Consider the following 21,122-nt stretch of genomic DNA (forward strand, 5'->3'; position numbering starts at 1 on the left):
ACCGATGAGAGACAGGACCGGCCGATGCGGGATGGACGAGCGTTGAGTGACGCGTCAGACCCGGGACCGGACCGGGGGGCGAGGCATCTGAGGCTGAGCCTGACCACCCGCGGGACCTCCTGCCGGGTCCGGTTGCTCGACGACCTCGCCCCGGCCACCTGTGCGGCCGTGTGGCAGGCCCTGCCTCTGGCCGGGGACGCCTATCACGCGAAGTTCGCGCGCAACGAGGTCTACACCCTGGTCCCCCGGATCCCGGAGGCGCCACGGCGGGAGAACCCGACCGTCACGCCGATCCCCGGGGACGTGTGCCTCTTCGATTTCGAACCGTGGGAGATCGGCAACCCGGCCTACGGCTATGAGGCGGGGACCGCGGCGCACCACGCTCAGGGTGCCACCGACCTGGCCCTGTTCTACGACCGCAACAACCTGTTGCTCAACGGCGACGTCGGCTGGGTCCCGGGCAACGTGTTCGGCACCGTCGTGGAGGGGCTGGTCGAGATGGCGGCGGCCTGCAACGACCTGTGGCGCCACGGCTTCGCCGGGGAACGGCTGGTCTGGGAGCGCGACTGAGCGGGCGCGCAGGTCAGGTGAACAGCCGCTCGATGAACCGGCCGGCAGCCAGTACGAGGTCGTCGGAATGCCGCGGACCCACGATCTGCAGGCCGACGGGGCGTCCGTCCGCCGTGGTGCCCACGGGAAGGCTGAGGGCGGGCTGTTGCGAGAGGTTGAACGGGAAGCTGAACGAGGCCCACTGTGGCCACCGCTGCAGCCCGCTGCCCGGTGGAACGTCGTGGCCGGCCTCGAAGGCGGGGATCCCGACGGTGGGGGTGAGCAACAGGTTGTGCTCCTCGTGGAAGGCCCCCATGGTGATCCCGACCTGGGCGGCCACGTTGCGGGCCTGCAGGAACTCCACGGCGCTGTACCCCTCCCCGAGGTCCCACACCCGGCCGAGACCCGGATCAACCGTCGCCCGGGCCCCCGGCATGGAATCCAGCAGGGTGGCGGCACCGGCTGCCCAGAGCAGCTCGAAGGCCTCGAGCGGATCGGTCAATCCGGGATCGGCCTCGGTGACGTGCAGGCCTGCCGCATCGATGCGCCGGACCGCCGCCTCCACGACGGCGGCCACCTCGCCGTCCACGTGCGCGTAGCCGAGGTCCCGCGAGTAGGCCACGTGTAGTCCGGTCACCTCCCGGTTCAACTCGCCCCGGAAGGTGCGCTGGGGTGGGGCCAGGGTCGTCGGGTCGCGGTGGTCCGGCAAGGCCAGGATGTCCATCATCAGGGCGGCGTCCTCCACCGTGCGGGTCATGGGACCGGCGTGGGCCAGGGGCCCGAAGGGGCTGGCGGGGAACAACGGGATCCTTCCGTGGGTCGGCTTGAAACCCACGATCCCGCAGAAGGAGGCCGGGATGCGGACGCTCCCGCCGCCGTCGGTCCCCACGGAGACCGGCCCCATACCGGCGGCCACCGCAGCGGCCGAACCTCCCGAAGAGCCACCCGCGGTCAACCGCGGGTCCACGGGGTTGCGGGTGATGCCGTGCAGCGGGCTGTCCGTGACGGCCTTCCACGCCAGCTCCGGGGTGGTGGTCTTGCCCAGGAAGACCATGCCGTCCGCGCGCAACCGGGCGGCCACGGGGGAATCGACGACCCATGGCTGATCGGGGTCGATGGCCTGGGAACCGCGCAGGGTGGGCCAGCCGTCCGTCAGGAAGATGTCCTTGATGGAGACCGGGACCCCGTCCAGCAGACCCTGGGGATGGTCATCCCGCCACCGGGACTCCGACCGCCTCGCCTGGGTCAGGGCCGCGTCCGCATCCACGAGGCAGTAGGCACCCAGCCCCGACTCCCCAGAGTCGATCTCGCCGATGCGGTCCAGGATGGCCGTGGTGGCCTCGACGGGGGACAACTCCCGGCTTGCGTAGGCGGCCACGAGCTCAACGGCGGACATCTGCGTGGGGTCCATCTGAACCTCCCGAATCGACGGCATTTCACGGTTGCGCGCCCGGTTCGCCACCGATCGCGTCCCCGCATTATGGGCGGTTGATCTGCGGGGATGGAAGGGGCGCGGTGCGGCGTGGGCAGACCATGGTCGGCAGACCGGCACAGCCCCTATCATTCAGCAGACCCTCCACGATGGCCGCGCGCATCCCCGCGCCGGAGTATCCGGTGGACCGGCACCAGGCGAGAAGGCGGGGTGCTTGCGGTGGATCCGACCGGCGCTGACCTGAACCGGATGGCCCTGAGCGACCACGCGTTCGACGGACCCGTGGTGCAACGCGGCATCGGCATCATCGCGCCCTTCGACCTGGCCTTGGAACGGGAGCTGTGGCGGTGGACGCCCCTGGACGTGAGCCTGCATCTGGCGCGGACCCCCTTCGAGCCGGTGCCGGTCAGCCTGGAGATGGCCGAGCTGGTCTCGGGGAGGCGGCATGTCCAGGCGGCCACGCGTGACGTGCTCGGAGTCGATCCGGAGGTGGTGGCCTACCTGTGCACCTCCGGCAGCTTCATCCACGGTCTGGCCCACGAGGCCGGGCTCCGGCAATCGATCCTGGAGGCCGGGGCACCGGATGCGGTCACCACCTCCGGAGCGCTGGCGGAGGCCGTGCGGGCGCTCGGCCTGCAGCGGATCTCCGTGATCACCCCCTACGACGCCGACCTGACGGACCGGTTGGTGGGGTTCCTCGGGGAGCTCGGGGTCGAGGTGCCCCGGAGCAACTACCTGGGCCTGGGCGGGGGGATCTGGCGGGTCAACTACCGCACGGTGGCGGAGCTCATCCTGGCCGCGGACACCCCCGAGGCCGAGGCGGTGTTCGTCTCCTGCACCAACCTGCCGACCTACGACATCATCGAGCCGCTGGAACGCCGGCTGGGCAAACCCGTCCTGACGGCCAATCAACTCACCATCTGGGCCTGCCTGGGCCGGATGGGACTGCCCATGGTCGGTCCCGGGCGCGGGCTGGCCGGAGTCTTCCGGGAAGGACCGCCATGAACACCCCATCCAGCAGCACGCCCACCAGCCGCCGGCCGGCCCCACCGCCCGCCGCGCAGTCCCGCCGGGCGATCACTCGACCGACCACTCGGCCGACCACCCGTCCGACCACCCGGCCGACCACCGTCGGGGTCATCTATCCGGACCATGCCGCCGAGGACGAGTACCCCGCGGCGGCCGAGCGGCTCGGGGTGCACCTGCCGGTCGAGCACATCTACGGAACGGATCTGCATGCGGTTCCCGAGCTGATGGATCTGGGCAGTCCGGACCGGCTGGCGGACGGGGCCCGACGCCTGCTGGCACGGGAGGGTCCCGGCGGGCTGGATGCCGTGATGTGGGCCTGCACCTCCGGGAGTTTCGTCTTCGGCCACGAGGGGGTCCGGCGGCAGGCGGAACAGTTGGAGGGCGTGGCCGGAGTGCCTGCGGCCAGCACCTCGCAGGCGTTCGTCGCCGCCCTGGCTGCGCTCGGCATCGACCGGGTGGCGGTGGCGGCCAGCTACCCGGCGGAGGTGGCACAGCTCTTCTCCGACTACCTGCTGGCCTCGGGCATCCGGGTGGAGGCCCTGGGAAGCGCAGGGATCGAGACCGCGGCAGGCGTCGGCAGGCTCACGGCCGAGCAGGTCATGGATCTCGCCATCCGGAACGATGAAGCGGAAGCCGGTGCCCTGCTCATCCCGGACACGGCCATGCACACCATGGACGTGGTGGGTGCGCTGGAGGCCCGGCTGGGCAAGCCCGTCCTCACGGCCAACCAGGTGACCCTCTGGTACGGGCTGCAGCTTGCCGGGTTCGCCGGGCCCGCCACGGCCATCCCCGGATGGGGGACGCTCTTCGACGGCACCCGGTCGGTTTAGGGGATCGTGATCTCGCGGCCTGCGAGCGCCTCCAGGTTGGCGGCCGCAAAGCCCCAGGCACTGCGCCGCGGGATGAGCCGATCGGTCTGCCAGGCGTCCATCATGAACGCCACCTTGCCCTGCATCTCCGTGCGGAGGCGGTCGAAGGAGTCCTGTGGGTCCGTCCCCACCTGCCCCTGCAGCAGCCACCAGGCCCAGGCTGCGGCCCCCGCATTGGCGACGAAATCCGGGACCACCGGAATGCCGCGCACCGCCAGCCGTTCCTCCGCGGCCGGCGTCGTGGGTGAATTCGCGGCCTCGACCACCACGCGGGCCGCGATGTCCGCCACCGATTCCTCGCGCAGCGCGTAGGAGACGGCAGCGGGGACCAGGATGTCCACGGGGACCGCGAGGACGGCGTCCCGGGGCAGGATCTCGACGTCGGCCGGGACGGCAGCCCGGTCGATCTCACCGAAGTGGTCGCGGGCGGCCAGCAGCGCGGGGATGTCCAGTCCGCGGGGCCGGAACAGGGTGCCGGCGGCGTCGGCGATCGCCGTGACCCGGACGCCGGCCTCATGCAGGTACCACGCGGCCCCGCCGCCCATGGTGCCGATTCCCTGGATGGCCACCGTGGTGTCCGCGGGGTCCGATCCGAGGGTTGTCGCCACCGCCAGGCAGGCCTGGGCCACGCCGTAACCGCCGATCACGTCGCCCAGCGGCAGTCCGTCCCCGTCCTGCGCCACCAGTCCGGCGCGGACGCGCTCCAGGGTGGCGGCCGGATCCGGCGAGCGCAGCATCGCCGCATGGAAGGACTGGTCCAGGCCCAGACGGGCGAAGACCGCGTCCAGGTCCGACTGGGCCACTCCGAGGTCCTCGGCGGTGACCCAGGAGTGCTCAAGCCACGGGCGCAGGTCCGAGAAGAACCGCTCCAGGACGTCGAGGGCCCCCGGAGACCGGGGGTCCACGTCCAGGCCGGCCTTGGCACCCCCCACGGGGAGGCCGAAGGCAGCGGTCTTCGTGGCCATGCAACGGGCCAGGTCTGCGACCTCGTCCCGCGTGCATCCCGCGCGCATGCGGGTGCCTCCGGTGGCCAGCCCGCCGACGAGGGTGTGTACGACCAACCATCCCTGAGCACCGGTGACAGGATCCGTCCAGGCCACCTCGTGCTCGGGTGGGCGGTCGAAGGGGTCGCTGCGCGTGTAGGGGTCGGTGCGGGGAACAGTGCCGGCGCCGGGAACAGTGCTGGTATCGGGAACGGTACCGGTGCCGCTATCTGGGGCGAGGCCGGTGCCGAGCGGCACCTGACCGTCTCCGGGATTGTGGGTCAGTGTCATGCCCGCCACCTCCAGCGTCTATGTGGTTCGTCCGCCTCAGCGGTTCGTCCTTGAGATCGGTCCGCATCGTTGCGTCCGGTGTACTCCCAGCGTGGACGTAGTGGGCCCCGGCGTCCATCGACTGTTCCTGCAGGGTGATGTGAAGGGAAGCTGCAAGATCTCCCCCGTCAGGGGTGCACACCCCTATGCTGACGCGCATGGAGTTCTCGTTGCGCCGGCTGAGGATGCTGCGGGAGCTGCACCTGCGCGGCACCGTGACCGCTGTCGCGGTCGCACTGCACTACAGCCCGTCCGGGGTCTCCCAGCAGCTGGCGCAATTGGAACGGGACGTCGGCGTCCGGCTCGTGGAACGCCACGGACGGCGGCTGCTGCTCACCGAACTCGGTCTGCTCCTCGCCGAACACGCCGAGGAGATCCTCGGCTCGGTGGATCGGGCCACCCTGGCTCTGGAACAGGCACAGAATGGGGTGACCGCCCGCCTGACGGCGGGGGTGTGGGCCTCGGTGGCCTCCAGCCTGGTGCCACGGGCCCTGACAACACTCGCGATCGACCACCCCGGGATCGTGGTCCGCACGGTGGAGTTGGATCCCGAGAACTCGGCCAGCGCGGTCAAGGACGGCACCCTCGACCTGTCCTTCGTGATCGACTACTCCGTCACCGCGACGCACATCGAGCCGGCCCTGTCCCAGACGTTGGTCGCCGTGGAACGCCTGCACGCGGCCGTGCCGGCGGGAATGGTCCCCACCGAGACCGTGCGGCTGGCACAGCTGGCGGAGTACCCCTGGATTCTCGCCCCGGCCAGCGACCATTTCGGCCGGGCGGTCCGGACCGCCTGTCACCAGCAGGGGTTCGACCCGAGGATCGTCCACACCGTGGCTGAACAGCCCACGGCGCTGGCCATGGCGGCCGGCGGACTCGGCGTCAGCCTGGTGTCCGATCTGGCGCTGGAGGTGCTTCCCGCGGGGGTGGACATCATCGCCCTCGAGGAACCCGTGATGCGCACGGTGTCGATCGCCTACCGCACCTCCCCCACGCCCCGCCAGTCCATCCGATTGGTGATCGACGCGTTCCGGCGGACCGCGGCCGAGAAGGGCCTGGCGGCCGGGCCCGCCACCTCCTCCACAGCCGACTGACTTCCCGGTTCCGTCCACAGTCCTCGGGTCCGATCCTTATCGTGTCCGGCACACGTGTTCGAATACCAGTACTAGATCGAGCAGGTGGAGGAACGGGACGGAGGACCCGAGGATGGCAGTTGAGCCGGCGCACGAGGAGGACCACCCGGACGGTCCGCCGAACCTCGACGAGCTGCCGATCTACGAGGTCGTGGCCATCGCACGGCAGGCCGTGGACGTCCTCGCCCGTCGGTTGTCCGGCGCCACGACACTGACGTCCTTCGAGCGGGTCGTCCCGCCCCCACCGCAACTCGATTGGGCGGGGCTGGACACACTGGCGCCCATCGCACCGGGCGATGGAGGACGGGGGTCTCCGCGAGCCCCTGCTCGGCATCCCGGGTGGCGCCCGGCCGTTCCGAGATGCCCCGGACTGGATGGTCCGAACCCTGCGCATCGCGCGTCCGGAGGCGCGCCGGCGGATCCAGCGGGCCCAGCAGACCCAGCCGCCGCCCCCGGAGTTATCCGGTCATCAGCGCAGCGCCGACTACCCCGTCCTGGCCGAGTCCTTTCTCCGCGGCACCATCGATCCGGCATCCCTGGACCTCATCACCCGAGCACTGCAGGACACCAGGAAGGATGCGGAGGCAAGCGGCGCCGAGGCCGGGTTGACCGAGAAGTGGCTGCGGCAGGGCGAGGAGATGTTGACCGGTCAGGCGTGCGTCCTAGACGCCGAGTCGATGCGTCATGCCTGTGCGCGGTGGCGGCAGTGGGCCCAACATTCCCTGAATCCGGACGGGAGCGAGCCCTCGGAGGCCCTGCCGAACCTCCAGCAGGGACTCTCCTATCAGGGGAAGCGGCGCCGGTTCCACCAGTGGAGGATCATGGCGGATGACCTGCAGCACGAGGTTCTCAGCACCATCGCCGGTGCCGCCACCAATCCCCGGTCGAAGAGCGCGAAGAGCACGACGGGCTCGGAGGACTCGGAGGACTCGGAGGACTCGACGGTAGCGAGGGACGGCCAGGCGGTGGGACCAGATCAGCCAAACGGCCCCGAGGTGCCGGCCGAGTCGGCTGAGCCTGCTGAGTCTGGTGATTCTGCGGAGCCCACGGAACTCGACGATCACCGCGATCCCACCCACCTCTGGGGCTCCGCCGCCGAACTCGCCACGGATCCCCGCACCCGCCACCAACGGCAGTTGGACGGGCTCACCTCCGCCCTGATGGGCGCGCTCTCGCTGACCAACGGCAACGGACTGCCCGATTCCGGCGGTGGCCGACCCCTCGTCATGGTCTCGATCGACTACCAGACCCTGACGGACCAGTGGATGGCGGGCCCAGCCTGCGAGAACGCGAGATCGGCCCCGCCCGACCCACCCGGCCCACCAGACCCACCAGATCGACCTGATGGGCCTGATACGCCGAATGCGCCCGATGTGCCGGATCCATCAGAACCGCCTGAACCGTCAGGACCGCAAGCCCCCACCGGAACTGCAGAGAGGATTCCCTTCGATCTCGGGAACTTCAGATCCGAGGCCGTCTTCACCGGGCCGATCAGTCCGGTCACCATCAGGGCCTTGGCCTGCGATGCCGATCTGCTCCCCGTGGTCCTCGGCGGCGCTGGGCAGGTACTGGACGTGGGGCGTTCCCAACGGTTGTTCCCGGCCCGCCTCCGAAAGGCGGTCACCGCACGAGACGGTGGGTGCGCGGCTCCCGGGTGCACCATGCCGGCTCCCTGGACCGAGGTCCATCACGTCCAGTGGTGGATACGGGGCGGGCCAACCAGCGTGGACAACGGTGTCCTGTTGTGCAACCGGCACCACCTGGCCGTACACGGTGGTTCCTGGGACATCATCCTGGAGGACGGGATCCCGTGGTTCGTCCCGGCGCCCTTCATCGACCCGTTCAGAAAGCCTCTACGGAACCACTATTGGCGGTCGTGACGCGGCGGCCCCTGGAGCACGGGAACCACAACACACTGAGCAGTGCGGCAGTCAGTCGGCAACGGGCAGCGCGGCAGACGAAGCCGCAGACGCAGACGCAGACGCAGACGCAGACGCAATCGTCAGCGGCTACCCGGAGGCAGCGGGCCAGTTCACATCCAACATCTGCAGGAATTCCGGCTCGGAGACCAACTCCACGTGCTGACCCTGCCGGCGGCGTGCCAGGGCGTCACGGGTCTTGCGGTGACCAGTGGCGCCGGCCCGCACGGCGGAGTTCAGGTCCTCGACGCGGAAGCCGTCGCCCACGACCAGCATGCTGGTCTGGGCATTGACACGGCTGGCCGGCCGGGCGCCCCAGGCGGCAGCACGGTTCTTGGCCTCCTGCCGGGGCATCCCCAGGTTCCCGGTGAACACCACGGTCTGCCCGTGGAGGGGGTGTGCCGGATCGGCATCGGCCGCAGGCTCCGGGTTGGTTCCCTCATCCGGCCAGTGCATCAGATCCGGCAGGCGGGCCGCGTGCGGCAGCTCCACCGTGGCGTCGAACACCGGTCCAAGCCCGCGCGCCTGACGGGTGGCCCGGGATTCGGTCCCGGTGCCCGCACGGCGGGACTCCAGCTGGCGCAGGCGTATCCCGTCCAGGGCCAGGAGATCAGAGAGTCCGGTCTCCAGCATTCCGGGCGCCAACACTCCACCGGCTCCGGCCGCCCGGCGTTCGGCCACATCGATCATGATCCAGGCACAGGCCTCGGCATCGGCCAGGGCGTCATGGTGGTTCAGCAAAGGGTGGCCTGCTTCGGCCGCGGCCATCGGCAGGGCGTAGGAGGGCAGGTCATAGGTGCGCCGGGCCATCACCAGCGAGCAGGCGTAGTCCAGGCAGGGGATGTCTCGACCGGAGACCTCCAAGGCGGATTCGATCACGCCCACGTCGAAGCCGGCGTTGTGTGCCACGAGGGGATCCGTGCCGATGAAATCTGCCAGATCCGCGAAGATGTCGGCGAACCGTGGCGCCCCGGCCACCTGCTCGGCCGTGATCCCGTGGATTCCCACATTCCTCGGATCGAACCGGTCGAAGCCGGCCGGCGGCCGCATCAGCCAGTGCACACGCTCCACGGGTTGACCGTTGCGCACCCGCACGAGCCCCACCGAGCAGGGGGACCCGCGGAAGCCGTTGGCCGTCTCGAAGTCCAGCGCCGTGAAGTCCAGCGCCATCAGCGTCCCCCGGTACCGAGAGATCCGGCGGATCCGCCGGGTCCGGCGGGCCCGCCGGGTGCGTCCAGGAAGCGCACCAGTTCCGGCAGGATCTGACGGAAGGCCGCACCCCGGTGGCTCATGGAGTTCTTCGAGGCCGGATCAAGTTCCGCCACGGACACGTCCATCCCGTGGGGCTGCAGAATCGGATCGTAGCCGAAGCCGCCGGCCCCTCGGGGCGCCGTCAACAGCGTCCCGGTCAGGAACCCGAGTTCAACGTGCTCCGCACCGGCCGGAGTCACCACGGCGGCGGCGCAGATGAACGCCGCGTTGCGGTGCTGCGGACCCACATCGGCCACCTGGTCCAGCAGCAGCTGCAGGTTGGCGGCGTCGTCGCCGTGCCGGCCGGCCCACCGAGCCGAGAAGATGCCCGGTGCGCCCCCCAGGATCTCCACGGACAGCCCGGAGTCATCGGCCACCGCCACCAGGCCCGTATGGCGGGCCACGACGTGGGCCTTCTTCAAGGCGTTCTCCGCGAAGGTCACCCCGTCCTCCACCACGTCCGGGGCGCCGACGGCGGCAGCATCCACCACCTGGGTGTCGACGTCCAGGCCGGGGATCTGACCGCGCAGCAGATCACGGAGTTCACGGAGCTTGCCCTGGTTCCGCGTGGCGAGCACCAGCCGTGGTCCTCCACCCGAGGTGCTGGCGGTGCTCATCGCCCGCCCGCCAGGGTCTCTGTCTGGATACGGGCCAGCTCGGCGGTTCCGCCGATGGCCAGATCCAACAGGGAATCGAGCTCGTCCCGGTTGAAGGGGGCCCCCTCGGCGGTGCCTTGCACCTCCACGAAGTCACCCGACCCCGTGACGACCACGTTCATGTCCGTCTCCGCACGGACGTCCTCCACGTAGGGCAGGTCCAGCATGGGGATGCCGTCGATGATCCCCACGGACACGGCGGCCACCGAGTCCTTCAGGGGCTGGGAGGCGGCCGGCATGATGCCCTGGCCCTTCGCCCAGGCAATCGCCTCGGCGAGGGCCACATAGGCGCCGGTGATCGAGGCGGTGCGGGTGCCGCCGTCGGCCTCCAGCACGTCACAGTCCAGCACGATGGTGTTCTCCCCCAGCGCCTTGAGGTCGATCACGGCGCGCAGGGAGCGGCCGATGAGACGGGAGATCTCGTGGGTGCGGCCACCGATCTTGCCCTTGACGGACTCACGGGCCGAGCGGGTGTTCGTGGCGCGTGGCAGCATGGCGTATTCGGCGGTCACCCAGCCGGTCCCCTCACCCTTCAGCCACCGGGGCACGCCCACGGTGAAGGAGGCGGTGCACAGCACGCGGGTGTTGCCGAACTCGATCAGTGCGGAGCCCTCGGCCTGCCGGGACCAACCGCGGGTGATGCTGATGGGGCGCAGCTCGTGGATGGCGCGACCGTCCTCGCGGACGGTGTGGGTACGGCTGTTTTCGGGCAGGCCGGAAGCTCCGGAGTTCGTTGAGGTCATGCCTGTCATCCTAGCGAGGGGGCCGGACGGGATACGAACGGCTGCGGCGTCATCCCCGCGCCCTACGCAGGGACAACCCACGCCCTACACCCGGTAGGTCACTCCGGACACCGCCACGGCCAGGTGTCCGGCATAGGTCTCCCGCGCCTCCACCGAGGCGGCCAGAGGGTCGGTCCACACGGGAAGGTGGGTCAACAGCAGGCGCCGGGCGCCGGCGTCGGCGGCCATCTGTCCCGCACGTCGGCCGGTGAGGTGGACACCGTCGATCCCATCGTCCCGGCCCTCCTGGAAGGCAGCCTCACAGAGGAACAGATCGGCGTCCCGGGCGGCTTCCACCAGCCCGTCACACGTGTCCGTGTCCCCCGAATAGGTCAGGACCCGGTGCACGGGCTCGCCGTCCGGGCCGGGCTGCGTGGTCTGCACGCGCAGCGCATAGGCCTCGTCGATCGGGTGGCGCACGGGGAACGGTGTGATGGTGAACGGGCCCACCGTCACGGGCACCCGGGCCTGCCAGTGCTGGAAGTCGAAGTCCGGGTGCATCCCCGGGTCGGGGTCCAGGCCATAGGCGGTGGCCATACGGTCCGCGGTGTCTGCCGGACCGTGCACGGGGACGTGGATGCCCTTCCAGCCGTAGGGGTTCCAGCGGATGGCCACGTGCAGTCCACACAGGTCCATGCAGTGGTCGGGGTGCAGGTGGGAGAGCAGGATGGCGTCGATGTCATCCAGGGCCATGTACCGCTGCAGCGTCCCGAGGGAGCCGTTGCCGAGGTCCATGATGACCCGCCACATCTTGGTGCCGGTCCCGTCCGGGGTGGGCCCCTCCGCCGTGATGAGGTAGCAGGAGGCCGGAGATCCCGGACCGGGGAACGACCCGGAGGCACCGATGATCGTGAGCTTCACGCTGCGTCAGGCCTTTCGTCCGTCGGGATCCGTGATAAGCCCCCGAGGGATCGGGGAATCCGGCGTTGGGTCCACTGTACTGGCCGGACCCGGCACGATTCCCCCAGAGGCCCCACCCCGCGCGGCCTCGATCATCTCCGGGGTGATCCGGGCTAGCACGCCCGTCGGATAGCGCTCGGCGATGTGTCCCACGTGCTGGACACCGCCCACCTCGGGGCCGAGGAACCGCCGTGCCAGGGTCTCGAATTGCCGGGGCTCTCCGGTGGCCATGAACGTGTGAGCCGGCGCCTCACACCGACCCGTGCCCGCAGCGCCCCCGGGGCCGCCGACGCTCCCCGGACGCTCGAGGCCATGGCGCACCAGGGCCCGGTAGACGTCCTTGGCCGTCTCCTCGGCCGAGGACACCAACGTCACGTCCTCCCCCATGACCAGGGAGATCACCCCCGTCAGCAGCGGGTAGTGGGTGCATCCCAGCACCAAGGTGTCGACGCCAGCGGCCTTCAGCGGGGCCAGATACTCCTCGGCAGTGGCCAACAGCTCCGGCCCCGTGGTGATGCCGGCCTCCACGAACTCGACGAACCGCGGACAGGCCACCGAGGTGATCTCGAGGTGCGGTGCGGCGGCGAAGGTGTCCTCGTAGGCCCGTGAGCCCACGGTCGCGGCGGTCCCGATGACCCCGATCCTCCCGTGGCGCGTGGCGGCGACGGCCCGGCGCACCGCCGGCTGGATGACCTCGACCACCGGGATCCCGTACCTCGCCGTGTACCGCTCGCGCGCATCCCTCAGCACCGCGGCCGACGCGGAATTGCACGCGATCACCAGGACCTTCACGCCGGCGTCGACCAGCTCGTCCATGATGCCGAGGGCGAACGCCCGCACCTGGGCGATGCGCAGCGGCCCGTACGGTCCGTTGGCAGTGTCCCCCACGTAGGCGATCTGTTCTCCGGGCAGCTGGTCGATGATGGCGCGGGCCACCGTCAGACCGCCCACGCCGGAGTCGAAGACGCCGATGGGCGCGGCCGGCTGCGGTAGCATCGGCGGATGCGTGGGGTTCATGGCTGATCCGGCAACTGTGTGGACAACGCCAGCATGAGGGTCTCCAACAGCCAGGTCGTGAAGTTGTACAGCAGTGCCATGTAGGACTCGACGTCCGTGGCGGCGGCCCAGTCGTCCACCGTATGCACCCGTTCGGCGTCCTCCTCGGAGTCGATGCCCAACCGCGCGGAGAGCACCAGCCGCACGTCGTTCAAGGCGCGGCTGAAGGCCACCGCGTTCTCCTCGTCCAACACCAGCGGGTTCACCTGCAGTGCGGCCACCGCCCGTTGCAGGTCGGCCGTCTTGGAGCGCCGCACGCTGTCCTCCGTCAGGGCCCGGAACTCTCCGGCCGCGGCCTGCTCGTCCGCCGTGTCGCCGTGAACGCCGGGTGGCAGCAGTCGCGCCAGCGCCTCGTCCCGCGGCGCTTCGCGGTGCAGCGCGGCGGTGTGCGGGTCGGAGGGCCCGACGCCGGCCCCCTCGCCTCCCAGCCCGGCGACGATGTCCCAGAACGGGTCCCCGGCCGATTCCGCAGGGTTTTCAGCGACAGGGTTTCCAGCGACAGGGGTACCCGTGGCGGGGGTCTCAGGTGCTGCTGACCCAGGGCGCGGCTCCTCGGCGTCCAGCAGTTGGATGACGTCGCCGAACAGGGTCCGGAGCAGGCGACGCTCGGCCTTCTCCAGATCGGCCACGAACCCCTTGGGCGTGCTCTTGAACGCGCGGGCCATCAGGCGCCGTCGCCCGAGGTGTGCTGCAGGGTGGCCCACAGTCCGTAGCCGTGCATCGCCTGGACATGGCGTTCGGACTCCTCACGGCCGCCGGAGGCCACGATCGCCTTGCCGTCCTGATGGACCTGGAGCATCAGCGCATCGGCCTTGGCGCGGGAGAAGCCGAAGTAGGACCGGAAGACGTAGGAGACATAGCTCATGAGGTTGACGGGATCGTTCCACACGATGACCTGCCAGGGCCGGTCGGCAGCCCTGCGGGTGTCGGTTCCGAAGGCGGTCTCCTCCCGCTCCAGGACATCGGTGCCAGGACCGGTCCCCCCACCGGGGGCGCCGGGCGCCTGCCCCGGGACATGACGGGATGTGATGGTCGAGAACATGGCGACCAGTCTACGGCGGCAGCACCTCCGGACTGACCGGCGGCCGATCCCGTGGCGGGACCGGTAGGGGGCCGTGACGGGACCGGTGACGGGGCCGGTGAGCCTCGGTCCGGTGACAAGTTGTAGGGTGAGCCTCGTGACCGACCAGATCTCCACCGGCACGCCCCGGTGGCTGCTGCCCACATCCCTGTTCACGGACCATTATGAGCTGACCATGCTGGAGGCCTCGCTGCAGTCCGGCGCGGCCCATCGGCGTAGCGTCTTCGAGGTCTTCACCCGCAGGTTGGCGGAGGGACGACGCTACGGCGTGGTGGCCGGCACCGGCCGGTTGCTCGAGGGGCTGTCCGCGTTCCGTTTCCGCACGGAGGAACTCGACTTCCTGGCCGATCAGCGCGTGGTGGGCGAGGCCACCCTGCAGTGGCTCTCCGATTTCCGGTTCTCCGGCAACATCTTCGGCTATGCCGAGGGCGAGGCCTTCTTCCCCTACTCTCCGCTGCTGCAGGTCGAGTCCACCTTCGCCGAGGCCTGCATCCTCGAGACGTACTTGCTCTCCGTGCTGAACTACGACTCCGCCGTCGCCTCCGCCGCCTCGCGCATGACCTCTGCCGCTGATGGTCGCCCCTGCATCGAGATGGGATCCCGGCGGATCAATGAGGAGTCCGCCGTCGCCGCCGGCCGCGCGGCCGTGATCGGGGGGTTCAGCGCGACCTCGAACCTCGCGGCGGGTCTGCGCTACGGTGTGCCGACCGTCGGCACGGCCGCCCACTCCTTCACCCTGTTGCATGATTCGGAGCGGGACGCCTTTGAGGCCCAGGTGGCCTCCCTGGGCCGGGACACCACGCTGCTGGTGGACACCTTCGACGTCGAGACCGGGGTGCGCACCGCCGTCGAGGTGGCCGGGACCGCCTTGCGCAATGTGCGGCTGGACTCCGGCGACCTCGTGGAGCAGGCACATTGGGTGCGCTCACTGCTGGACGAGCTGGGCAACCATCAGACCGGGATCATGGTCACCTCGGACCTCGATGAGTATGCGATCGCCCACCTGCAGTCCGCCCCGGTGGACTCCTACGGCGTCGGCACCCGGCTGGTCACCGGATCGGGTGCTCCCACGGCGTCCATGGTCTATAAACTCGTCAGCCGGCAGGACGGGCACGGTGAGTGGATCGACGTGGCGAAGTCCTCCTCCGGCAAGGCCTCGGTCGGCGGCCGCAAGTCCGCCTCCCGCCAACTCAACGACGCCGGTCGGGCCACGGCGGAGCTGATCGGCGTCAACCGTCCGGCCGATGCCGATGCCAACGACCGCCCCCTCCAACACACCTTCATGCAGGACGGTGAACTGCTGCCTGGTTGGACCGGCCCCGAGGCGGTGGTGCGGGCCGCCGACCGGCACCGTGCCTCGCATGCGGAATTGCCCGGCTCAGTGCGTAGACTGCAGCCCGGCGAAGCGGTGATTCCCACCGTCTTCACCGAGACGTGAGAGCGTGAGAGTCTGCCGGACCGTGGGCCCGGCAGTCAGTACCAAGACCCCTTTTGAGACAGGAAAGATCAACACCATGCGTGCATTGGTCATCGTGGATGTACAGAACGACTTCTGCGAAGGCGGCAGTCTGGGCGTCGACGGCGGCGCCCAGGTGGCGGGCCGCATCACGGCGTACCTCGAGGAGCACGCCCAGGACTACGCCGCGGTGATCGCCACCCGCGACTGGCATGTGGATCCCGGACCGCATTTCGCCGCGGAGGGCACCGCTCCGGACTACACCGAATCCTGGCCCGTGCACTGTGTGGCGGGCACCTCCGGGGCCGAGCTTCATCCCGATCTCGATACCGAATTCCTGGACGCACAGTTCCTGAAGGGCCGCTTCGATGCGGCCTACTCCGGGTTCGACGGCCAGCTCGGGGCTCCTGACATGGTCCGATCCGGCGCCCCCGAAGGCCCTGCCGGTCCCTTCGGAGCCACCGCCGCCGCCTCCACCGCCGTGGAGGACGGCGCCCCCGGTCTGGACGACTGGCTGCGCGCCGAGGGCATCAACTCCGTGACCGTGGTCGGCATCGCCACGGACCACTGTGTCCGGGCCACCGTGCTGGACGCCATCGACTCCGGTTACGACACCCGCGTGTTCAGCGACCTGGTGGCCGGGGTCGACGCCGAGCGCGCGGAGGAGGCCCTGGAGCTGATGGAGGAGAACGGCGCCATCCTGCAGGTCTGGGGCGGTACCGCCGAGTAACCAGGCCGAGCAAACTGGCGGAGCAACCTGGCCGAGTGGCCAGACCCGGTCGACCGGCGGGACGCTACTTCCGCCCGACGAACCAGCCCTGCAGGGTCTTCAGCCGGGTCTCCAGCTGCTCCGCCGTCGCCTGCGCCACGGCCGGCCCGCCACTGATCTCCCGCAGACGGTTGTGGATCATCCCGTGCGGCGTGCCCGAACGGGACGACCACGCTGAGACGTTCTTGGACAGCTCGGAGCGCATCTGCTTGAGCCGCCGGTGGTCCACCACACCGGTGCCGGGCCCAGCTGCGTGGTCCGGCTGCTCGTTACGCACGGTCTTCGGCCGACGCTTGAGCTGCTCGGCCTGGCGCTGACGCAACAGCTCCCCCACCTGTTCCGCGTCCAACAGCCCCGGGATGCCGAGGAAGTCCAGCTCGTCCTCGGAGCCGATCGCGCCGCCGGTGCCGAACTCGGCCCCGTCGAACAACACCTTGTCGAAGGACGCCTGCGACTCCAGTGCCTTGAACTCGGATCTCGTCAGGGAGTCCGAGGCCCGCTCCTGGCGGTTGGCCGCCGCCAGCTCCTCCTCCTCGGGGGACAGGGAGAGGTCCTCAAGGTCCTCTCCTCCCGCGGATTCCGGTCGGTCCAGGGCGTGGTCGCGCTCGGCCTCCATCTCATTGGCCAGCAGCATCAGCTGCGGCACGGAGGGCAGGAAGACGCTGGCGGTCTCCCCGCGCCGGCGGGAACGCACGAAGCGGCCCACGGCCTGGGCGAAGAACAGCGGAGTGGACGTGGAGGTCGCGTAGACGCCCACGCACAGCCGCGGCACGTCGACACCCTCGGACACCATGCGGACCGCGACCATCCAGCGTTGGGTCCCCTCGGCGAACGCCTCGATCCTGTCCGAGGCACCCTTGTCGTCGGAGAGCACCACGGTGACCTCCTCGCCGGAGATCCGCTCCAGCTGTGCGGCGAAGGCCCGCGCGCTCTCGTGGTCGGTCGCGATGACCAGGCCGCCGGCGTCGGGCACGTTGCGCCGCACCTCCGTGAGGCGACGGTCCGCGGCGGCCAGCACCGAGGGGATCCAGTCGCCCTCCGGGTTCAGCGCCGTCCGCCAGGCCTGCGCGGTGATGTCCTTGGTGGCGGCCTCACCGAGCTGGGCCTCCATGACATCACCCGTGGTGGTTTTCCAGCGCATCTGGCCGGAGTAGGCCATGAAGATCACCGGCCGGACGACGTGGTCGCGCAGGGCCGGCCCATAGCCGTAGGTGTAGTCGGCCTTCGAGCGGCGGATGCCGTCCTCGAACTCCACGTACTCCACGAACGGGATGGCGGCCGTGTCGGAGCGGAACGGGGTGCCGGTCAGGGACAGCCGCCGGGCGGCCGGTTCGAAGGCCTCCCGGATGCCGTCGCCCCAGCTCAGCGCGTCGCCGCCGTGGTGGATCTCGTCCAGGATCACCAGGGTGCGTGCGTTCTCGGTGCGGTTGCGGTGCAGGATCGGCTTCATGGCCACCTGGGCGTAGGTCAGCGCCACGCCGATGTACTCGTCGCCGTGCCGGCCGTCCGCGTTCTTGAAGTTCGGGTCGATCGCCACCCCGATCCGGGCCGCGGAGTCCGCCCACTGCCGTTTGAGGTGTTCCGTCGGTGCCACCACCGTGATGCGGCTGACCGTGCCCGCCTCCAGCAGTGTCTTGGCCACGCGCAGGGCGAAGGTGGTCTTGCCGGCCCCGGGGGTGGCGACCGCCATGAAGTCCAGTGGCTGTTTCTGCAGGTACAGCTCGAGGGCCTCCTGCTGCCATTGGCGCAGCTTGGGTGCGGTGCCCCAGGCTGCCCGCTCCGGCAGGGCCGGGGGCAGATCGTCACCGATGTGGAACAGGGCTTCAGACACGGAGCTTGACGGCCTCCTTGCAGGCGTGGGGGGAAACAGGGGTGGAGAGAATAACAGGGGCAGACACGGGACCAGCGACGGATACGGGAACCGGGAGAAGAACCGGTACGACGCCGGCCGGCGGGTTCGCGCTCCCGGGCGGGGGTGGGTGCCCGGAGGCGTGCGGTGGGACGTGCGGGCCGGGGCGTGCGGGCCGGATGACGCCCGCGCGCCGGGTACGGTTACTTCCCGCGCCCGCCGAACCAGCCGCGCCCGCCGCCGCCCTGGCCGGAACCCCCGCTACCGGAACCCCCGCTGCCGGCGCCCCCGTCCTTCGGGGACTTCAGGCCGTCGTAGATCTCCTTGCACTCCGGGCAGATCGGGAACTTCTCCGGGTCCCGGCCCGGGGTCCAGACCTTGCCGCACAGGGCCACCACGGGGTCGCCGGTGACGGCAGACTCCATGATCTTCTCCTTGCGGACATAGTGCGAGAAGCGCTCGTGGTCTCCCGGCTCGGCGTCCTGCAACTGCTCCTGGCGGTCGAGGACCGCGGCTCCGCCGCTGCTGGGGCCGCCGGGGCCCCCCGGGGCGCCGGGCTGGGTCGGGTCAGGATCGGCAGGCAAACTCATGCCGACCAGTCTACCGCCCTGCCCCCAGTCCTGCCCCCAGCGCCGTACTCATCCGGTGACGGCCAGCACCGACTGGTAGGTCTCCGCCTGGGAGCGGTTGAACCACCGGCTGCCCATCCGGATGCCCACCCACAGCAGGACGGCCCCGAGGCCCAGCCCCACCACGAGGGTGAGCCACTGGAACAGCATGGCACCGGTGACCAACGCCACGATGTACAGGATCAGCTCCGGCAGGATCAGCGCGCCCACCACGATCATGGCGCCCACGGAGATCAGCATCATCCTGACGCCACCGCCCTCCGGTGTGGCGAAGGGGCTGGCGCCGGGTGGCGGCACCGGGTAGATGAAGCGGGCCGAGACCAGGGCGGACACCCCTGCCCCGGTCAACAGCGCACCGAGGCCCAACCCGATCAGGCCGGGGAACAGGTTCCACTGGCCCGCCATCCAGACGGTGGCCACCGTGAACAGCAGGGTCACGGGGATCCCCCAGGCCAGCAACGAGGCCACGCGGCCCACCCGGTCGTCCCGGCCGGACACCCCGGAGGTGACGTGCAGGGCGAAGGCGGAGCCGTCGTAGCTGATGTCCGCGGAGATGGAGTAGCCGAGCATGAACCCGGTGATGGGCCCCATCAGCAGGATCATGGTGTAGTCACCGGACTGGAACCCCAGGAACCAGAACAACACGAGCATCAGCGGCAGGACCACCAGCGAGGCGGAGTACCGGGGGTCCTTGAGCCAGTAGAGCATCGAGCGGGCCGCGATCGCCCCGGCCGGCGTCCCCGGGAAGACGCCCAGCAGTCCCAGTCCGGTCTGGGTCTTGGTGCTGGCCGGTCCGGCGCCTCGACCCTTGGCATAGCTGCGGTCCACCGCCAGTTGCCAGAGCAGCACGGCCCCGGCCACCCAGACCAGGCACAGCAGTGCTTGCAACGCGGCCTGGAGGAAACGGCCCTCGGCCAACGCCCACGGTGCGGCGGTGAAGGAGCCGAGCGGGGTCCAGGCGAGCACCTGCGCCAGTCCGGGCAGCTGTTCCACGGCGGCCTGCACGGAGTCGGCGATCCCGGAGATGATCACCCCGGCCAGCATGAGGGGGATGAACGCCACGATGGACATGATCTCGCGGATCCGCCGCTGACCGGTGATCCCGGCGAGCAGGCCGGTCACGGCATAGGAGATGCACAGGCAGAACAGGGCCCCGAGGACCGTGGTCACCACGGCGAGCAGCAGGGCCCCCGGCGCGTCCCGCCAGGCGAGCGTGGACACCACGAAACCGAGCAGGGTGGCTGCACCGGGGACGGTGACCAGTCCGGCCATGGCCAGTCCCGGGACCAGCTTCCGGGTGGGGATCCCGAAGGTGGCGAAGTTCGCGGGATCCAGGGTCAGGTCCACGCCCGTGAAGAAGACGGGGATGACCATCCACCCCAGCACGGCCACGGCACCGGCGAAGGTGAGGATGGTGCCCCGCAGCTCGGTCTGGAGCTCGGTCATGAACCAGGAGCCGACCGCGAGCATCACCACCACGAGCAGCAGATAGGCCATGAACAGGATGGCCAGGACCAACTGGCCCGTACTCTTCTTCCAGCCGTTGACGGTGATGGCCAGCTTCATCCGCATCAGGTGTGCAACCATGACAGCCCCTCCCCGGTCGAACGGCCGCCCACGAGGTCCACGAAGCGGTCCTCCAGGCTGCGGCCGTCCCGTACCTCATCCACGGTGCCGGCTGCCAGCAGGTTGCCCTGGGCGATGACCGCCACGTGGTCGCACATGCGCTGGACGAGGTCCATGACGTGGCTTGAGACGATCACCGTGCCGCCGGAGGCGACGAACTGCGCCAGGATGTCCCGGATGTTGGCGGCCGAGACCGGGTCCACGGCCTCGAAGGGCTCGTCCAGCACCAGGACCTGCGGGGCATGGATCATCGCGGAGGCCAGGGCGACCTTCTTGGTCATGCCCGCCGAGTAGTCCACCACGAGTTTGCCGGCGTCGGAGGTCAGGTCCATGACGCGCAGCAGGTCGGCGGTACGTTCCGCCACAGTGTCCCGGTCCAGCCCACGCAGCAGCCCGGAATAGGTGACGAGCTGTTCGCCGGTGAGCCGGTCGAAGAGCCGGACCCCGTCCGCGAGCACGCCCATCCTCCGCTTGGCCACGAGGGGCTCGGCCCAGACGTCCGTCCCGTGGATCCAGATCTGGCCGTGGTCCGGACGCAACAGGCCGGTGGCCATGGACATGGCGGTGGTCTTCCCGGCGCCGTTGGGGCCCACGAGCCCGTAGAACGACCCGGCAGGCACGTCCAGGGAGACGCCGTTGACGGCGATCTTCTCACCGAAGCGCTTGGCCAGTCCACGGATGGCGATGGCCGTGTGCGGGTCCGGGAGCGCCGCGGCGGGTTTCGGGCCGGGCTGAGGCGGGATCTGGGCAGGCTGGGAGCTGGCGGGAATGCTCATGACCTCGACGGTAGCAAGGCCGCAGTCCCCGCCACGAGTGCGCCATG

At 70.1% G+C, this 21,122-nt stretch carries 20 protein-coding genes; 7 read left to right on the plus strand and 13 right to left on the minus strand.

The annotated features are described in order from the left end of the window. Positions 1–42: 42 nt before the first annotated feature. A complete protein-coding gene (locus ACSU1G_RS23440) occupies positions 43–570 on the plus strand; it encodes a DUF3830 family protein (protein ID WP_439282430.1) in 528 nt (175 codons plus the stop codon). 13 nt (positions 571–583) lie between these two features. Here the strand turns inward: ACSU1G_RS23440 and ACSU1G_RS23445 are convergent, their stop codons facing one another. Continuing rightward, the gene (locus tag ACSU1G_RS23445; protein ID WP_439282431.1) at positions 584–1,960 is read right to left on the minus strand and encodes an amidase; all 1,377 of its coding nucleotides are present in this window, start codon (positions 1,958–1,960) and stop codon (positions 584–586) included. 231 nt (positions 1,961–2,191) lie between these two features. Between ACSU1G_RS23445 and ACSU1G_RS23450 the strand changes: the two genes are divergently transcribed. Next, positions 2,192–2,986 (plus strand): maleate cis-trans isomerase family protein, encoded by a 795-nt coding sequence (locus ACSU1G_RS23450; RefSeq protein ID WP_439282432.1) that lies wholly within the window; start codon positions 2,192–2,194, stop codon positions 2,984–2,986. Continuing rightward, the gene (locus ACSU1G_RS23455; protein ID WP_439282433.1) at positions 2,983–3,840 is read left to right on the plus strand and encodes a maleate cis-trans isomerase family protein; all 858 of its coding nucleotides are present in this window, start codon (positions 2,983–2,985) and stop codon (positions 3,838–3,840) included. Before ACSU1G_RS23450 ends, ACSU1G_RS23455 begins: the two co-directional genes overlap by 4 nt. Here ACSU1G_RS23455 and ACSU1G_RS23460 read toward each other — a convergent pair. After that, positions 3,837–5,153 (minus strand): Glu/Leu/Phe/Val dehydrogenase dimerization domain-containing protein, encoded by a 1,317-nt coding sequence (locus ACSU1G_RS23460; RefSeq protein ID WP_439282434.1) that lies wholly within the window; start codon positions 5,151–5,153, stop codon positions 3,837–3,839. The genes ACSU1G_RS23455 and ACSU1G_RS23460 overlap by 4 nt on opposite strands. Before the next feature lie 197 nt (positions 5,154–5,350). Here ACSU1G_RS23460 and ACSU1G_RS23465 point away from each other — a divergent pair, with 197 nt between their 5' ends. Both ACSU1G_RS23465 and ACSU1G_RS23470 read left to right on the plus strand, forming a co-directional pair. Beyond that, positions 5,351–6,286 (plus strand): LysR family transcriptional regulator, encoded by a 936-nt coding sequence (locus ACSU1G_RS23465; protein ID WP_439282435.1) that lies wholly within the window; start codon positions 5,351–5,353, stop codon positions 6,284–6,286. A gap of 335 nt (positions 6,287–6,621) precedes the next feature. Beyond that, entirely contained in the window at positions 6,622–8,205 is a 1,584-nt protein-coding gene (locus ACSU1G_RS23470; RefSeq protein WP_439282436.1) for an HNH endonuclease signature motif containing protein, read from the plus strand. 129 nt (positions 8,206–8,334) lie between these two features. On the opposite strand, the gene ACSU1G_RS23475 is transcribed toward ACSU1G_RS23470, so the two are convergent. From ACSU1G_RS23475 to clpS, 7 genes are all read right to left on the minus strand, one after another. Next, positions 8,335–9,414, minus strand: a complete 1,080-nt coding sequence (locus tag ACSU1G_RS23475) for an exonuclease domain-containing protein (protein WP_439282437.1) — start codon at positions 9,412–9,414, stop codon at positions 8,335–8,337. Beyond that, positions 9,414–10,112, minus strand: a complete 699-nt coding sequence (locus tag ACSU1G_RS23480; RefSeq protein WP_439282438.1) for a non-canonical purine NTP pyrophosphatase — start codon at positions 10,110–10,112, stop codon at positions 9,414–9,416. Before ACSU1G_RS23480 ends, ACSU1G_RS23475 begins: the two co-directional genes overlap by 1 nt. Then, on the minus strand, positions 10,109–10,894 hold the full coding sequence (gene rph, locus ACSU1G_RS23485) for a ribonuclease PH (RefSeq protein ID WP_439282439.1): 786 nt from the start codon (positions 10,892–10,894) through the stop codon (positions 10,109–10,111). The genes ACSU1G_RS23480 and rph overlap by 4 nt, the downstream gene beginning before the upstream one ends. 84 nt (positions 10,895–10,978) lie before the next feature. After that, complete coding sequence (locus tag ACSU1G_RS23490; protein ID WP_439282440.1) at positions 10,979–11,794, minus strand: MBL fold metallo-hydrolase; 816 nt, start codon at positions 11,792–11,794, stop codon at positions 10,979–10,981. Between the two features lie 6 nt (positions 11,795–11,800). Then, positions 11,801–12,850 (minus strand): glutamate racemase, encoded by a 1,050-nt coding sequence (gene murI / locus ACSU1G_RS23495; RefSeq protein WP_439282441.1) that lies wholly within the window; start codon positions 12,848–12,850, stop codon positions 11,801–11,803. Then, on the minus strand, positions 12,847–13,554 hold the full coding sequence (locus ACSU1G_RS23500; RefSeq protein ID WP_439282442.1) for a DUF2017 family protein: 708 nt from the start codon (positions 13,552–13,554) through the stop codon (positions 12,847–12,849). The genes murI and ACSU1G_RS23500 overlap by 4 nt, the downstream gene beginning before the upstream one ends. Further along, complete coding sequence (gene clpS / locus ACSU1G_RS23505) at positions 13,554–13,931, minus strand: ATP-dependent Clp protease adapter ClpS (protein ID WP_439282443.1); 378 nt, start codon at positions 13,929–13,931, stop codon at positions 13,554–13,556. Before clpS ends, ACSU1G_RS23500 begins: the two co-directional genes overlap by 1 nt. A gap of 136 nt (positions 13,932–14,067) precedes the next feature. Between clpS and ACSU1G_RS23510 the strand changes: the two genes are divergently transcribed. Both ACSU1G_RS23510 and ACSU1G_RS23515 read left to right on the plus strand, forming a co-directional pair. Next, complete coding sequence (locus tag ACSU1G_RS23510; protein WP_439282444.1) at positions 14,068–15,408, plus strand: nicotinate phosphoribosyltransferase; 1,341 nt, start codon at positions 14,068–14,070, stop codon at positions 15,406–15,408. A gap of 76 nt (positions 15,409–15,484) precedes the next feature. Then, positions 15,485–16,156 (plus strand): isochorismatase family protein, encoded by a 672-nt coding sequence (locus ACSU1G_RS23515; protein ID WP_439282445.1) that lies wholly within the window; start codon positions 15,485–15,487, stop codon positions 16,154–16,156. 64 nt (positions 16,157–16,220) lie between these two features. Here the strand turns inward: ACSU1G_RS23515 and ACSU1G_RS23520 are convergent, their stop codons facing one another. The 4 genes from ACSU1G_RS23520 to ACSU1G_RS23535 all read right to left on the minus strand — a co-directional run bounded on the left by ACSU1G_RS23520 (position 16,221) and on the right by ACSU1G_RS23535 (position 21,075). Beyond that, positions 16,221–18,026 carry a DEAD/DEAH box helicase gene (locus ACSU1G_RS23520; protein ID WP_439282446.1) on the minus strand — a complete coding sequence of 602 codons (1,806 nt, stop codon included), beginning with the start codon at positions 18,024–18,026 and terminating at the stop codon, positions 16,221–16,223. Positions 18,027–18,247: 221 nt separating this feature from the next. Then, positions 18,248–18,634, minus strand: a complete 387-nt coding sequence (locus tag ACSU1G_RS23525; protein WP_439282447.1) for a DUF3039 domain-containing protein — start codon at positions 18,632–18,634, stop codon at positions 18,248–18,250. 48 nt (positions 18,635–18,682) lie between these two features. Beyond that, a complete protein-coding gene (locus tag ACSU1G_RS23530) occupies positions 18,683–20,260 on the minus strand; it encodes a transporter (protein WP_439282448.1) in 1,578 nt (525 codons plus the stop codon). Further along, complete coding sequence (locus ACSU1G_RS23535; protein ID WP_439282449.1) at positions 20,245–21,075, minus strand: ABC transporter ATP-binding protein; 831 nt, start codon at positions 21,073–21,075, stop codon at positions 20,245–20,247. The genes ACSU1G_RS23530 and ACSU1G_RS23535 overlap by 16 nt, the downstream gene beginning before the upstream one ends. Positions 21,076–21,122: the final 47 nt, after the last annotated feature.

The sequence above is a fragment of the Microbacterium sp. A93 genome (assembly GCF_051842835.1).

Excerpts from the sequence above, each read along its gene's own strand:
- ACSU1G_RS23530 (WP_439282448.1), bottom strand. The coding sequence starts at position 20,260 with ATGGTTGCACACCTGATGCGGATGAAGCTGGCCATCACCGTCAACGGC.
- rph (WP_439282439.1), bottom strand. The coding sequence starts at position 10,894 with ATGACCTCAACGAACTCCGGAGCTTCCGGCCTGCCCGAAAACAGCCGT.
- ACSU1G_RS23525 (WP_439282447.1), bottom strand. The coding sequence starts at position 18,634 with ATGAGTTTGCCTGCCGATCCTGACCCGACCCAGCCCGGCGCCCCGGGG.
- ACSU1G_RS23475 (WP_439282437.1), bottom strand. The coding sequence starts at position 9,414 with ATGGCGCTGGACTTCACGGCGCTGGACTTCGAGACGGCCAACGGCTTC.
- ACSU1G_RS23500 (WP_439282442.1), bottom strand. The coding sequence starts at position 13,554 with ATGGCCCGCGCGTTCAAGAGCACGCCCAAGGGGTTCGTGGCCGATCTG.
- ACSU1G_RS23460 (WP_439282434.1), bottom strand. The coding sequence starts at position 5,153 with ATGACACTGACCCACAATCCCGGAGACGGTCAGGTGCCGCTCGGCACC.
- ACSU1G_RS23470 (WP_439282436.1), top strand. The coding sequence starts at position 6,622 with ATGGAGGACGGGGGTCTCCGCGAGCCCCTGCTCGGCATCCCGGGTGGC.
- ACSU1G_RS23445 (WP_439282431.1), bottom strand. The coding sequence starts at position 1,960 with ATGGACCCCACGCAGATGTCCGCCGTTGAGCTCGTGGCCGCCTACGCA.
- ACSU1G_RS23480 (WP_439282438.1), bottom strand. The coding sequence starts at position 10,112 with ATGAGCACCGCCAGCACCTCGGGTGGAGGACCACGGCTGGTGCTCGCC.
- ACSU1G_RS23455 (WP_439282433.1), top strand. The coding sequence starts at position 2,983 with ATGAACACCCCATCCAGCAGCACGCCCACCAGCCGCCGGCCGGCCCCA.
- ACSU1G_RS23535 (WP_439282449.1), bottom strand. The coding sequence starts at position 21,075 with ATGAGCATTCCCGCCAGCTCCCAGCCTGCCCAGATCCCGCCTCAGCCC.
- clpS (WP_439282443.1), bottom strand. The coding sequence starts at position 13,931 with ATGTTCTCGACCATCACATCCCGTCATGTCCCGGGGCAGGCGCCCGGC.
- ACSU1G_RS23515 (WP_439282445.1), top strand. The coding sequence starts at position 15,485 with ATGCGTGCATTGGTCATCGTGGATGTACAGAACGACTTCTGCGAAGGC.
- murI (WP_439282441.1), bottom strand. The coding sequence starts at position 12,850 with ATGAACCCCACGCATCCGCCGATGCTACCGCAGCCGGCCGCGCCCATC.
- ACSU1G_RS23465 (WP_439282435.1), top strand. The coding sequence starts at position 5,351 with ATGGAGTTCTCGTTGCGCCGGCTGAGGATGCTGCGGGAGCTGCACCTG.